9 protein-coding genes and 1 pseudogene are annotated in these 13,903 nt (G+C 41.6%); 7 read left to right on the top strand and 3 right to left on the bottom strand.

What is annotated here, in order from left to right:
- Positions 1-17 precede the first annotated feature (17 nt).
- Positions 18-698 carry an orotidine-5'-phosphate decarboxylase gene (pyrF, locus tag Q9R21_RS05565; protein WP_004645455.1) on the top strand — a complete coding sequence of 227 codons (681 nt, stop codon included), beginning with the start codon at positions 18-20 and terminating at the stop codon, positions 696-698.
- A gap of 435 nt (positions 699-1,133) precedes the next feature.
- Here pyrF and Q9R21_RS05560 read toward each other — a convergent pair whose 3' ends face one another.
- Positions 1,134-2,042 carry a lysine exporter LysO family protein gene (locus tag Q9R21_RS05560; protein ID WP_311203878.1) on the bottom strand — a complete coding sequence of 303 codons (909 nt, stop codon included), beginning with the start codon at positions 2,040-2,042 and terminating at the stop codon, positions 1,134-1,136.
- Between the two features lie 67 nt (positions 2,043-2,109).
- A pseudogene (locus Q9R21_RS05555) lies at positions 2,110-3,627 on the bottom strand (flavin-containing monooxygenase).
- A 144-nt stretch (positions 3,628-3,771) separates the two neighbouring features.
- Between Q9R21_RS05555 and Q9R21_RS05550 the strand changes: the two are divergent.
- From Q9R21_RS05550 to Q9R21_RS05530, 5 genes are all read left to right on the top strand, one after another.
- Positions 3,772-4,779 (top strand): AraC family transcriptional regulator, encoded by a 1,008-nt coding sequence (locus Q9R21_RS05550; protein WP_004645451.1) that lies wholly within the window; start codon positions 3,772-3,774, stop codon positions 4,777-4,779.
- Positions 4,780-4,863: 84 nt separating this feature from the next.
- On the top strand, positions 4,864-6,015 hold the full coding sequence (zapE, locus tag Q9R21_RS05545) for a cell division protein ZapE (protein WP_311203877.1): 1,152 nt from the start codon (positions 4,864-4,866) through the stop codon (positions 6,013-6,015).
- 366 nt (positions 6,016-6,381) lie between these two features.
- Positions 6,382-8,547: a malate synthase G gene (locus Q9R21_RS05540; RefSeq protein ID WP_004278846.1), complete on the top strand. Its 2,166-nt coding sequence runs from the start codon at positions 6,382-6,384 to the stop codon at positions 8,545-8,547.
- Positions 8,548-8,675: 128 nt separating this feature from the next.
- Positions 8,676-10,124, top strand: coding sequence for an aldehyde dehydrogenase family protein (locus tag Q9R21_RS05535; protein WP_311203876.1), 1,449 nt, complete (start codon positions 8,676-8,678; stop codon positions 10,122-10,124).
- Positions 10,125-10,216: 92 nt separating this feature from the next.
- Complete coding sequence (locus Q9R21_RS05530) at positions 10,217-10,879, top strand: SOS response-associated peptidase family protein (protein WP_311203875.1); 663 nt, start codon at positions 10,217-10,219, stop codon at positions 10,877-10,879.
- Between the two features lie 78 nt (positions 10,880-10,957).
- On the opposite strand, the gene Q9R21_RS05525 is transcribed toward Q9R21_RS05530, so the two are convergent.
- Positions 10,958-11,422 carry a MarR family winged helix-turn-helix transcriptional regulator gene (locus Q9R21_RS05525; protein WP_004278843.1) on the bottom strand — a complete coding sequence of 155 codons (465 nt, stop codon included), beginning with the start codon at positions 11,420-11,422 and terminating at the stop codon, positions 10,958-10,960.
- Between the two features lie 742 nt (positions 11,423-12,164).
- Between Q9R21_RS05525 and Q9R21_RS05520 the strand changes: the two genes are divergently transcribed.
- Positions 12,165-13,688 carry a TerC family protein gene (locus tag Q9R21_RS05520; RefSeq protein WP_278357684.1) on the top strand — a complete coding sequence of 508 codons (1,524 nt, stop codon included), beginning with the start codon at positions 12,165-12,167 and terminating at the stop codon, positions 13,686-13,688.
- Positions 13,689-13,903 lie beyond the last annotated feature (215 nt).

The raw sequence follows: 13,903 nt of genomic DNA, 5'->3' as shown, positions 1-13,903 counted from the left end.
TATGAAGGGGTAATCTCTTGAGTATCATCGTCGCACTAGATGCCAAAAGCCAATTTGATGCCTTAGCCATTGCAGAACAGTTAGATCCTGCCTTGTGTCGACTTAAAGTTGGTAAAGAGTTATTTACCCATGAAGGTCCAATTATTGTCAAAGCACTTCAAGATAAAGGCTTTGATGTATTTCTGGATCTGAAATTTCATGATATTCCAAATACAACAGCACAGGCAGTATGCGCGGCAGCAGATTTGGGTGTGTGGATGGTCAATGTGCATGCCTCAGGTGGCCGCAAGATGATGGAAACCTGTGTAGAGCGTTTGCAAGCGGGTAATTATAAAACTCAGTTGATTGCAGTGACTGTATTGACGTCAATGGGCCGTGAAGACTTGAAAGATATTGGTCTGGATATTGAGCCAAATGAGCATGTAAAACGTCTGGCACAACTGACAAAAGACAGTGGTCTAGATGGGGTGGTTTGCTCAGCTCAAGAAGCGAAAATGTTACGTGAAACGATTGGAAAAGACTTTGCATTAGTGACACCCGGCATTCGTCCAGAAGGGTCGAATGCAGATGACCAGAAACGTATTGTGACACCGAAACAGGCAATGCTAGATGGCTCAACACATCTGGTAATTGGTCGCCCGATTACCCAGTCTAAAAATATGCGTCAGACTTTGAAAGATATTTTGGCAACGCTTTAATACGGTTTGAATGACAAAAAGCCTTTCAGTCGAAAGGCTTTTTTTATATATTGAAAAAATGGTTATAAAATAAAAAGGAAAAATGATGACTTCATCTGAACCACAATTAGAAAAAGTACAGAATGACGTGATTCAAAATATTCAACAGGCGGAACAGCTTAAGCAACAAGAATAGCAACAACAGCAGGCAAGCTCAGCAGATCGGACAGCGGGGATCGATGTGGTCAGTTTGGCATCTAATGCCATCAGTCTTGCTTCGGATGTTATTGAAACAGTAGGCGATGCCTTAAGTGATATTGATTTAAGTTTTTAGTCAGCCCCCTCGGCCTACTTGCTTGTGCTTCGTTTTAAAATTCTGCTTTTAAACTAAATCAGGGAGGAGAGTTCCTCTTTATAAAAGAGGAATTTAGTGAGATTGAGAAAGTGATAAAGTAATTAAATCGCTGCCAGTACACTCACCATGACTGGTGCTAACAGTGACAAAATAAAACCACTGACCATGGCATGTGGAATAAAATCATGCCCACAGGCCTGTTTAACCATCGGTAGAGTCACATCCATCGCAGTTGCACCCGCTGCGGAAATGGCGGATCTTGGGTATCTCCAGCCCATACAATACATGAGTAAGATGGCAAAAATTTCTCTAAACAGGTCATTCATTAGCGCGATACTGCCGAGTTCTGCATTTCTGAGTTCTGTTACGACAACACCTGACATTGAGTAAAATCCATAGCCTTGTGACAGCATGATCAAATCTTTTAGACTGATGTCTGTATTCCAGAATGAATAAAGCATGACTGCAAATAATGAACCAAAAATACAACCAATCGGAACTAAGAGAATTTTAAAATTTAACCAGGAACGATCTAAAGGTGAATAAGCCAGATCCAGGCCAATCATGAACATAAATACCAGCAACAAATGCCAGGTGCTGATTTGCACGGATAGATCAAATAGATTCAAGCCCGTATGTAAACAATATCCGCCTGCGAGAGCCAAAAAGGCATAGCTCATGTTCAGTAGGGATTTAAGCACCAGGTCGACGGATACCCGACCGGAACTCGGAAGATAACCTGCCCATTTAAATAGTAGATAGCAAAATGCAAAAGCACCGAGCGAGGTCAGAAAGGCAATGCTGATCGACGTACTCAAAATCTGGAGAGGATGCTGCAATTCATCTACCAATTGTGAAAATTCAAAGGCAATTGCAATCAATAAAACATAGCTAAAATAGGGCAATAGCTTGAAACAGATTTTAATAATCGAAAGCGGAATTTGTTTTGCCATGGCAAAACCGAGTGCTAGACAGAATAGAAGCTGAAAGATAAGCCAAAGCGATTGCATAAATTTAATGGATTGAAAAAATTACCTATAAATTATGCCACCGCTTGATGTCAGATGGTAAAAGCTTTTAGGCGACTTTATTCAATAATCGATAATCTGTGGCATTTGGCATTTGGCATTTGGCATTTGGCTTTTTGGTTTTGAGCCAGTATTTCCAGGTATAAGTTGGCCATAAGGCAAAGTTCTTGCCACCTTCCTGCTGATACCAGTTGACACAGCCAGATTGCCACACGGTCTTTTCAAACATATGTTGCACCTGCTGATTAAATGTATCTTGTGCCTGGTCTTTAACCATAATGGCATCGCTTTGGGATTGATCGACCAGTTGCATCAATTACAAAATATATTCAACTTGTGCCTCAATCATAAAAATGACAGAATTGTGTGCCAATAGGGTATTTGGCCCCAGTAACTGAAACAGGTTTGGAAAGTCTTTCACGCAAATTCCATAATAGCTTTCAGCACCTTGTTTCCACATTTCATTCAGTTCTACGCCATCAAGCCCGGTACATTGAAAATTCTTCATATAGATACGTGGATCGGTAATGAATCCGGTGCCATAAATCAGACAGTCAATCGGCCGCTCTTTTCCATCTTGTGTAATGATACTGTGTTCAGTCAGTTCCTGAATCTTCTCGGTCACCAGTTCCACATTATGGCGGTTAAACGTCGGGAAGTATTTATTTGAAACCAGAATACGTTTGCAGCCCATGATGTAATCGGGAGTTAGTTTCTTGGCCAATTCAGGGTTTTTGACCTCATATTTAATGAATAGTTCTGCCAGTTTTTGGGTGAATTTCATAATGCCCGGTTTGACAATCGGTACCACACGCGATTCATTTGACCAATACAGGCGGGCACGGTGTAGCTTTCTAAACCAGTCATATTTTTTAAAGAGTTTCTTTTCAAGATTCGGGTAGGCACGTTCATCCCGAGGAATGACCCAAGCCGCAGTACGTTGCATGACATACAGTTGTTTGCATTTCGGGGCAATTTCCGGAATATATTGAATGGCGCTGCCACCTGTTCCAATCGATGCGACATTTTTGCCAGTCGGGTCATAAGTGTGATCCAATTGCGCAGAATGAAAGACTTTGCCTTGGAATTTCTCAATACCGAGAATATCTGGGATTTGCGGAATATGTAAAGGTCCGGAAGCGAATATAACAAACTGGGCTTCAAGGATACTTTGATCCTGTAGCTGTAATTGCCATAGACAGCGTTCTGCCTGGTAATGTGCTGCCAGTACTTCGGTATTTAAACGGCAAAAAGCACGCAGGTTATAATCGGTCACCAGATCCTGAATATAAGAAAATATCTCGGGTGCTTCCGCATAACGTTTGGACCAATTGCTTTTCGGTGCAAATGACAAGGAATATAAATGTGATTGCACATCACAGGCTGCTCCAGGGTACTGATTGTCCCGCCAGGTTCCGCCAAAATCGCTACCTTTTTCAAGAATAATAAAATCATAAATACCATGCTGTTGTAAACGTATTGCCATGGCAATCCCTCCGCAACCAGCTCCAATAATGGCAACTTTGGTATGAGGGGGGGAGCGTGTAGCGGTGGCATGATCTAGCATCACTACATTCCTTACTTATTTTAATGTTGGATATTTATCGTAATTTGCTCCCTGGTGATTAGACAGAAAATTGATCTAAACGGCAATAGCCGACACATTATTTTTATAGTACAACTAGAATAATCACATTGTATTTGTATGGTTATGAAACGTTCTGTTCTCAGTCTGATGTATTTGATTCAAGGAATGCGCAAGGCTGGCATGGAGGTCGATCAGAAACTGCAAAACATTGGGCTGCGTGTAGATGCCTTTGATCCAAGCTCGGTGATCCATCCGAGTCTGGAACATGATGTGCTTAAGGTGGTGGGACAGGAAATCCAACCTGAACAGGGATTATTGATTGGCCAGCATTATGCTTTGGCAGGTTATGGTCCCTTACTCATGTTGCTGGTGACCAGTCCTACGGTACGTGATGCATTGAATCAGGTGATCCGTTTTCAGCAGTTGACGCATTTGACCGGTCAGTTGGCCTTGCAGCAAAGCGAGCATCATAGCGCGCTATGTTATCGAGCCAAGCAGCAGGATGATCATTTGAGAATGTTGCTGGCACAGGCAGAGATTTCCGGAACGTTTAAGTTTATCCGGGAAATCTACAAATTGATGGGCTTATCCAAACCTGATTTGCGGATCGAGTTGCCATTTGCCTATCCAGAAGATCTGAATACCTTAAAGGTCTATCATGATTATTATGGAACACAGGTACAGTTTGATGCATCTCGGGCAGCATTCTGGTTTGATGAAGCAGTGTTGGATATTAAAATTCCTTCTGCAGATGCGGTCACTTTTGCTGTCTATGAAGCCAAATGTCTGGCTGAACTGGAGCGTTTGCAACAGGATGAGCAGACGCCGACTGTGGTGCAGCGTGTGCAGGATTATCTGGAAATCCAAAGCGGCCTGATGCCGAGCATGGCTGAAACGGCACAGGCGTTGAATATTCCGGAACGAACCTTGCGGCATCAGTTACAGCAGTGTGATACCAGTTATAAGCAGATTCGCGAAGAAATTATTAAAGATAAGGCTTTGCGACTGATTGAATATAAACAGTATTCGATTGAAATGATTGCAGAATTATTAGGCTATTCCGAGCCGGCCGCTTTTAACCATGCCTTTAAACGCTGGTTTGGGCAAAGTCCTCGGCAATATATAAAATAGCCTAAGTTAGTTTATGCCAAAGTGTTATAGCGTGTTGATTAAACTCCGCTATAATTAAATTGATCCCAAATAGTACGAAATTCTATGTCCGATTTTAATTCACAGCACAGCACCGCTTTTAGTCCGATTTCTCCTGCAGAACGTTATGCACAAGCGATCTCTTCGGGACAGTTTATGCCTGATGAAGCACAGGCAATGGCAGTACATGAACTGAATCGTGTCTGGCTGGAATTGATTCAGCGTTTTAAGGCATCGAAAAAAGCATTTCGCCGCTTTCGCCGTCAGACATCTCCGAAAGGGGTGTACATGTGGGGTGGTGTGGGGCGTGGAAAAACTTGGTTAATGGATCAGTTTTACGATTCGATTCCGTTTCGCCGTAAAAGCCGGATGCATTTTCACCATTTTATGCAGCATGTGCATCGTGAGTTAAACAAATTATCCGGACAGCGTAATCCGCTAGATATCGTGGCGGATCGAATTTATAAAGAAGCGGTCATCATCTGTTTTGATGAATTTTTTGTGTCTAACGTGACGGATGCAATGATCCTGAGCGATCTGTTCCAGAAGCTGTTTGAACGTGGTATCACCTTGGTCGCTACTTCGAATATCGCACCGGACGGTTTATATAAGAACGGCATTCACCGTGACCGTTTTATGCCTACCATCGAACTGGTCAAGAAAAACTGTGTGGTCTTAAATGTTGATGCCGGAGTCGATTACCGTCTACGGGTTCTAAAACAGGCACAATTGTTTAAATTCCCGTTAACGCATGATCATAAAAACTGGATTGCTCAACGTTTTAGCGCTTTGACCCAGACTCAGACCTGTTCTGAAGAGCCGATTATTATCAACAACCGTATTGTTGAAACCGTGTCACATACTGAAGATGTATTGTGGTGTGAATTTTCTGAACTGTGTTTAAAGCCACGCAGTCCGGCTGATTTTATTGAAATCGCCAATATTTATAATACGGTTTTGGTGAGTAATGTGCCACACCTGACCGATTTCCTGAATGATGGAACGCGCCGTTTTATTTATCTGGTCGATGAATTTTATGACCGTGGCGTCAAGTTACTCTTAACCTCAGAAGATAATATCGTGGATATTTACCAGGGTGAAAAACTGGCCTTTGAAATTGAACGGACCCGTTCCCGTTTGCTGGAAATGCAGTCGGATGAATACCTGAATTCTGAACATCGCCAGATTGAGAAAATCGCCTCCGTGAACGGAGACTAAGAATAAAAGCGCTGGTCATTTACCAGCGCTTTTTTTATAAAAATAGGGACTTAAATTATCGACAAGCCTGATTAAACATGGCTTAATCTTGGTCTAAATGTGATCGTGTATAACTAGAATGCATAATTTTTACTCGAAAATCTGAACTTAAGTCTAATTTCTACATTTCGAAAACTTTATACACTGTCATTAGGGTATTTAGCAGAATGATATCTATTTGTAACTGAGAAAGATCAAATATGTTTATGAGGGTATTCATATTAGAAAAAATGCTCAGTATTTAGCAATGTGATAATACTATTCAGCTAGATTTTAATCGGTATACTAGAATCTCTTGTATAAAAAGTAGCAATATCAGGAAAGACAATGACTGCACGTATTCAAAAAGGCAAGTTAGCGATTGCTAAAGAACTTTACGATTTCATCGAAAATGAAGCACTACCAGGTTCTGGTTTAGACAGCGAAACATACTGGAAAAACTTTGAACAAGTCGTTGTTGATCTTAGCCCTAAAAATAAAGCACTTTTGGCTAAGCGTGATGACATTCAGGCGAAAATTGATGAATGGCACCGCAATAACACATTTGAATTACAAGCTTACAAAGCTTTCTTGACTGAAATTGGCTACTTGTTACCAGAAGTAGAAGATTTTCAAATCAGCACTGAAAATGTAGATGAAGAAATTGCAATACTGGCAGGTCCACAGTTGGTGGTACCAGTACGTAATGCACGTTACTGCTTGAACGCTGCAAACGCACGTTGGGGTTCTTTGTACGATGCACTTTATGGCTTCGATGTCATCTCTGAAGAAGATGGCGCGGAAAAAGGCAAAGGCTATAACCCGAAACGTGGTGAAAAAGTTGTCGCATTTGCAAAGAATTTCCTCGACGAAACTTTCCCATTGGCACAAGGTTCGCATGCAGATGCAACTCAATACGCAGTTGAAGCTAATGCACTGGTTGTTACCCTAAAAGACGGTTCAAAAACAACTGTGGCAGATGCAGCTAAATTCGTTGGCTACAATGGCGAAGCTTCAGCACCGACTGAAATCGTATTTAAAAATAATGGTCTGCACGCTATTGTGCAAATTGATGCCAGCAGCCCGATTGGCCAAACTGATGCCGCTGGTGTAAAAGATGTAGTTCTTGAAGCTGCGGTTACGACCATTCAGGACTTGGAAGACTCGATTGCAGCTGTTGATGCTGAAGAGAAAGTAGAAGGCTACCGTAACTGGTTAGGCCTGATGAAAGGTACTTTAGAAGAGTCTATTGAGAAAAACGGTAAAACTGTTACCCGTAAACTGAATGAAGACCGTACTTTCAAAAATGTAGAAGGTGGTGAAACTAAAGTTCACGGCCGTTCATTGATGTTGCTGCGTAATGTTGGTCATTTAATGACAAACCCTGCGATTCTGGTAGATGGCGCAGAAATCTATGAAGGCATCATGGATGCATTGGTTACGCCATTGTTGTCTTTTGCAGACATCAAAGGTGAAAACACGATCAAGAACTCGCGTCAAGGTTCAATGTATATCGTTAAGCCGAAAATGCATGGTCCTGAAGAAGTGGCATTTGCCGTTGAATTGTTTGAACGTGCAGAACAGGCACTTGGCTTACCTGCAAAAACTTTAAAAATCGGGATTATGGATGAAGAACGCCGTACTTCTGTGAACTTGAAGAACTGTATTGCACAAGCCAAAGATCGTACGATCTTCATCAATACAGGTTTCATGGACCGTACCGGCGATGAAATCCATACCTTTATGGAAGCTGGTCCATTCGTTCGTAAAGGCGAAGTAAAAGGCCAAATCTGGTTCCCGGCTTATGAAAACCGTAACGTGATGATTGGTCTGCAAGCAGGTTTACGTGGTAAAGCACAAATCGGTAAAGGCATGTGGCCAAAGCCAGACATGCTGCTTGACATGTACAAAACCAAAACTGAACATCCTGAAGCGGGTGCGAGCTGTGCATGGGTTCCATCACCTACAGGTGCGGTGATTCACGCGATTCACTATCACCAGATTAATGTTGCAGACCGTCAGCAAGAATTATTGTCGACTCAGCCTTTATCTCTAGATGATTTGTTGACACCACCATTGGCGAAAGACACTAACTGGTCTGAAGAAGAAAAAACCAAAGAACTCGAAAATAACTGTCAAGGTATTTTAGGTTATGTGGTTCGCTGGGTAGATTTGGGTGTAGGTTGTTCTAAAGTTCCAGACATCAATGATGTCGGTTTAATGGAAGACCGTGCGACTTTACGTATTTCTTCACAACATGTTGCGAACTGGTTGCGTCACGGTATCGTAAGTCGTGAACAGGTAGAAGAAGTCATGCAACGTATGGCGAAAATTGTGGATGAGCAAAATGCCAATGATCCACTGTATACACCAATGTCTGCTGACTTTGCCAACAATATTGCATTCCAGGCAGCATCTGACCTGATCTTTAAAGGTGGTGAGCAGCCATCAGGTTATACCGAGCCGCTTCTACATGCAGCGCGTTTAAAGTTAAAAGGTTATACAGGTGATTAATCCTGTCTAGCTTAAAAAAGCCTCTTCGGAGGCTTTTTTATTGTCTAATGGTAAGCCGCTGTCGTTCTGACTAGAAATTTTCCAGCCGAACTTTTAAAGTGGGGCAAAGCATGCGAGGAAACAATAAAATGACAACGGTATATCAAAATTTAGACCAGCAGTTTATTCATGGTCAGTGGCAAGCCGGTACTTCAACCAGAACAATAAAAAATATCAACCCCTATACCCAGAGCGAAATTTTTAGCATGGCAGCTGCCAGTTCTGTCGATGTCGACAGTGCTTATACCGCAGCAGAGCAGGCTTTCCAGCAGGGGGGCTTGAAATCCATTGAAGTACGTAAAACAGTGCTGCAAAATTTAATCGCGATCATTCAGCAGCGTCGGGACGAAATCATTGACTGGCTCATTATTGAATCAGGCAGTACGCGCATTAAAGCCGGCGTTGAGGTGGATGCTGCTCTGGGCATCATTCAGGAAAGTCTGGCTTTTCCAGACTGGATCCAAACAGAACAGCTGGAAAGTAAGGATCCGGCACGTAAAAGTATGGTTTTGCGCAAGCCCTTAGGCGTGATTGCTGTCATTAGTCCATGGAACTTTCCATTTCATTTATCCTTACGTTCAGTGGCAACTGCAATTGCCTGTGGTAATACCGTTGTGCTGAAGCCAGCCAGTGATACACCAGTGACTGGCGGCACCTTAATTGGTAAATTATTTGAAGAGGCAGGTTTGCCTGCAGGTGCACTGAATATTGTTGCCGGTGCTGGCAGTGAAATCGGGGATTATTTTGTTGAGCATTCAGTGCCGAAAATGATTTCATTTACCGGCTCCACCGAAGTGGGAAAAAGTGTTGGCAGTAAGGCTCTAGCCAGTTCGAGAATCAAACGTCTGGCACTTGAACTGGGTGGCAATGCACCTTTGGTCATTCTGGATGATGCCGATCTTGATCTTGCGGTTGAACTAACGCTGATGGGGCGTTTTATGCATCAGGGACAAATTTGCATGAGTACTAACCGGGTCATTGTCGATGCCTCTATCCATGATGCTTATGTAGATAAGCTCCTGGATCGGATCAAAATGATTCCGGTGGGTGATCCAAATCTGGAAGATACCGTGATCGGTCCGATCATTAATCAGAGTCAGGTTGAAAAGCATCAACAGATCATTCAAACAGGCAGCGAGCAGGGCGCACAACTGGTGTATGAAGGAGGAATTGAAGGGAATCTGGTCTATCCGCATATTTTTATTGATGTCGCGGAAGATTCCGATCTGGCGCAGCAAGAAAGCTTCGGTCCGATTTTACCTATCTTAAAAGCCCGGAATGAAGCACATGCTTTAAACCTGGCCAATGCGACCGAGTTTGGTTTATCCAGTGCAGTATGTACCTCAAACATCGAGCGAGGCAGCGCGTTTGCCGCACAACTGGATATCGGTATGACACATATTAATGGCATTAGTGTGGCAGACCAGTCAAATGCACCCTTTGGCGGCGAGAAAAATTCAGGATTGGGTCGTTTCAATGGTCGCTGGATTTTTGAAGAGTTTACCCGGACACATTGGTTGACGGTACCGAATTCATAACAGTCAACGCGCCTAAAACTATAGAAATACGACAGGCTTCGACTTGGCATCACGGTATAATGTTATGGTCGAATGATTTACATATATGAACCATGTGCGCCAATTTTAAGCCTTTAACCTTAGAGCAGTTGCATAACCTGGGATTGCCAGAAATTCCTTTTGAATATCCAGAGGAGGTCTATCCCAATTATGTTACACCGCTTTTATTTCATTCAGCTCAAGGACTGGAATGGCGTTCCGTGAATTTTGGACTCATTCCGAAATGGGCAGAAGACAAAACTATAGGTACCAAGACCTATAACGCCAGAAATGAAACTTTACTGCAAAAGCCAACCTTTGCTGAAGCCACTGTCAAATGTCATTTTGGCGTCATTCCGGTATCGGAATTTTATGAGTCCAAATATTTTGATAATAAACCGCAGCGTTGGGGTGTAAGACGTAAAGATGGTCAGGCGACTTTTATTGCAGCTGTGTATGAGATTGCTCGGGTACAAGGGGAAATTGTACGCTCTGCCAGTATGATTACCATGGATGCAATTGACCATCCCATGATGAAGGAGTTTCATGAGCCGGGTAATATCAAACGCTCGGTTATTGTGATTCCACAGCAGCGACTGCAAGAATGGCTAACGCTAAGGCATCCGGATATTCGTAGCTTTGTAGAGGGCTTTCCGGTAGAAGAGTTTGAATGCTCACATGTACCAAAAGAAAAAATCAAAAAAGTCAGTCCACAACTGAACTTTTTTGATTTTTAGAAAGCTCTGGCGAATTATTTATTATTGTAAAGTATGCGCCAATTCGCCAGCGTCTATTTAAAATAAAAAGTAGGTCTCTTAACGAGCTAAATTTTTGAAAATATGACGTAAACTTTCCATGGTTTTTTCAATTTGCAAAGGCGTTAGGCCTTCAAATGACTGTTCCAGTACGACATTGGTCAGATCATTGATCTTATGTGTCATTTGCATGCCTTTGTCAGTCAAAAATACTCGGGTAATCCGTGCGTCATCCTCACATGAATAGGTTTCAACCAGACCTTCGTCTTTTAAGCGGTAGACAATTTTAGTCGTGGTCGACATTTTAGAAACAACCATCTCTGACAAATCAGAAACACTGGCATGCGGTTTGGCTTTTAGTGCAAGAAGGATGCGGCGGCGGGAATTGTCAACACCATACTTTTTTAGTGCATGATCGACATTAACGACGTATTGAGCATGAACCTGAGTTACCCAATAATATGGAAAGTTTTCTAAATTAAATTCTTCCGTACACGGCAAAAATTTTGCATATTTCTTAGTCATGAAATGTTCCTTGTATTTATTTTTCTAGGGTCCGTTCATTTTATGAAAAAGTTTATGCATATTTCAACCTTTATTTTAAAAATGTTAAAGCGCTAACACTTTTTAGTTTTGCTTAACATCCCAAGGAGTTGATCAGTTCTGCATGTGAGCCTTATCTGGCGCGAAGATTGTTCTTTAAAATCGGATGAAAGGCGATAATATTTTGTATAAATTTAATTCCTCATTATGTATTTCGTGAGTAGAAATGTTTTCCAAGACTTTTTATTGTTCTTAAGCAGCCTGTCTGAATAGGTTTTAATGCAAGTAATTGTATTTCAATAAATTAATCGATTTAAGAAATATAGGGTGATTGAGTGGTTTTAGTCAATATAGTAAATGATTATTTACAGCTATATTTTTAAGTGATTGTTCTTTCAATAAAAAAATAGTTTATGCTCTAATCTTTAAGTGACCTTAAAAATAATAGCCTAATCAAACTAAATTCTGTTTATTTTTAATTCAATTCGAATACATGATGTAGAAAAAATTAAAATTAATCAGTTTCAGCATCAATCAGTTGGTCATAAAAGTCTCAATAAAATCATGATCATGTAATTTTTTTGTAAATTAATACATTACAAAATACTCAGTTTATGCATAATGGAATAGTCTTAAGTTGCATAGGTTAAATTTTAATGGATCCCTCGCCGTGCGTTGATCTTCCATCTCTATTTCTAGCTTACTCGAACGGGGTCATTCTCTAATGGAATTTTTATTAGATCCCGGAATCTGGGTAGGTTTAATTACTCTTATTATTCTTGAAATTGTTTTAGGTATTGATAACCTAGTCTTCATTGCCATTCTGGCTGAAAAACTTCCTCCTGAACAACGCGATAAAGCACGTGTTATTGGTTTGTCTCTCGCATTATTCATGCGTCTAGGCCTGTTATTTGCGATTGCCTGGTTGGTCACTTTGACACAACCATTGATTACTGTGTTTGACTGGACCTTCTCCGGTCGGGACCTGATCTTGTTATTTGGTGGCTTGTTCCTGGTGTATAAGGCCGTTACTGAGCTGCATGAAAAGATTGAAGGTAAACCTGAAGTCACAGTGTCTACCAATGTGGTATATGCAAGTTTCACTGCTGTTGTTGCACAGATTGTTGTTTTAGATGCTGTTTTCTCTTTAGATTCAGTGATTACCGCCATTGGTATGGTCGACAATATTTATGTCATGATGGCTGCCATGATTGTCGCAATGGGCGTGATGCTACTGGCATCGAAACCATTGACCAACTTTGTGAATCGCCATCCAACCGTGGTGATTCTGTGTTTAAGCTTCCTACTTTTGATTGGTATCAGCCTGATTGCAGAAGGTTTTGGTTTCCATATTCCAAAAGGCTATATCTATTCAGGTATTGGTGTTGCGATCATAATCGAAGCATTCAACCAGTTCGGTCAGCGTAATGCTGCTAAACATGAATCCAAGATTCCTTTGCGTCATCGTACGGCTGACTCGATCCTGAAGTTAATGGGTGGCAAGCTAGAGACGACCGACAGTCAAAATAATCAGGCACAAGAAACCTTTGCAGATGAAGAACGCTATATGATTGGTGGGGTGCTTACCCTTGCAGAGCGTTCAGTCGCTTCGATCATGACGCCGCGCGGTCAGATTTCATGGGTTGATCTGGAAGATAGCCCAGAACAGATCCGTGAAAAAATTCTGTCTGTTCCACACAGTCTGTTCCCGGTATGTCGCGGTAGCCTAGATAAGGTGATTAGCGTAGTACGTGCCAAAGAATTATTGGATGTACTGGAAGAGCCGGAAGAATTAAAAGCACTGATTAAACGTCATCGCCCAATTTATATCTTTGAAAAGATGAAAGTTATTGACGCGATTAATACCTTGCGTACTTCTAAAGGTTCTTTGGTCTTGGTGAGTGACGAGTTTGGTAATGTACAGGGTCTGATTTCACCGCTGGATGTATTTGAAGCAATTGCTGGTGAATTCCCGGATGCAGACGAACAGCTGGATCTGGTGAAAGTGGATGATACGCACTGGATCGCATCGGGCATGTTAGACTTGTATCAGCTTGAGCTTGAGCTTGGCATGATTGATCTGATTGATGAAGATGCTGGTTATATCAGTGTGGCGGGTTTGATTCTGGATAAAACCAACAGTACGGTTGAAGTGGGTACCGAGTTAAATTATCAAGGTGTTCAGTTCAAAGTCACTGAAATTGAAAGCAATCGTATCAAGTCGGTCAGCATTCATTACGCAGGTTAAACAGGTGTTTTAAACACTTTGTTTGTTCAAATCTTAAAAGTCAGTTGCTTTGGTGGCAGCTGGCTTTTTTAATGCATATTTATAAAGCTGATTCATTGAAATGAAAGTTAGCTCATTATTTGAACTGATTTTTATCAGTCTATTCATACTATTAGGGTCTGTTGACACTTACTGTTCATAATTAACCCTATAAAGGTAGCCATAAAAATATACAG

This window comes from Acinetobacter sp. RG5, assembly GCF_031844265.1.
Lineage (GTDB): Bacteria > Pseudomonadota > Gammaproteobacteria > Pseudomonadales > Moraxellaceae > Acinetobacter.
Note: the sequence above shows the minus strand (reverse complement) of the source record. Positions and strands in the feature narration are given on the sequence as shown.

Excerpts from the sequence above, each read along its gene's own strand:
- Q9R21_RS05550 (WP_004645451.1), top strand. The coding sequence starts at position 3,772 with ATGAAACGTTCTGTTCTCAGTCTGATGTATTTGATTCAAGGAATGCGC.
- Q9R21_RS05540 (WP_004278846.1), top strand. The coding sequence starts at position 6,382 with ATGACTGCACGTATTCAAAAAGGCAAGTTAGCGATTGCTAAAGAACTT.
- Q9R21_RS05520 (WP_278357684.1), top strand. The coding sequence starts at position 12,165 with ATGGAATTTTTATTAGATCCCGGAATCTGGGTAGGTTTAATTACTCTT.
- zapE (WP_311203877.1), top strand. The coding sequence starts at position 4,864 with ATGTCCGATTTTAATTCACAGCACAGCACCGCTTTTAGTCCGATTTCT.
- Q9R21_RS05530 (WP_311203875.1), top strand. The coding sequence starts at position 10,217 with ATGTGCGCCAATTTTAAGCCTTTAACCTTAGAGCAGTTGCATAACCTG.
- Q9R21_RS05560 (WP_311203878.1), bottom strand. The coding sequence starts at position 2,042 with ATGCAATCGCTTTGGCTTATCTTTCAGCTTCTATTCTGTCTAGCACTC.
- Q9R21_RS05535 (WP_311203876.1), top strand. The coding sequence starts at position 8,676 with ATGACAACGGTATATCAAAATTTAGACCAGCAGTTTATTCATGGTCAG.
- Q9R21_RS05525 (WP_004278843.1), bottom strand. The coding sequence starts at position 11,422 with ATGACTAAGAAATATGCAAAATTTTTGCCGTGTACGGAAGAATTTAAT.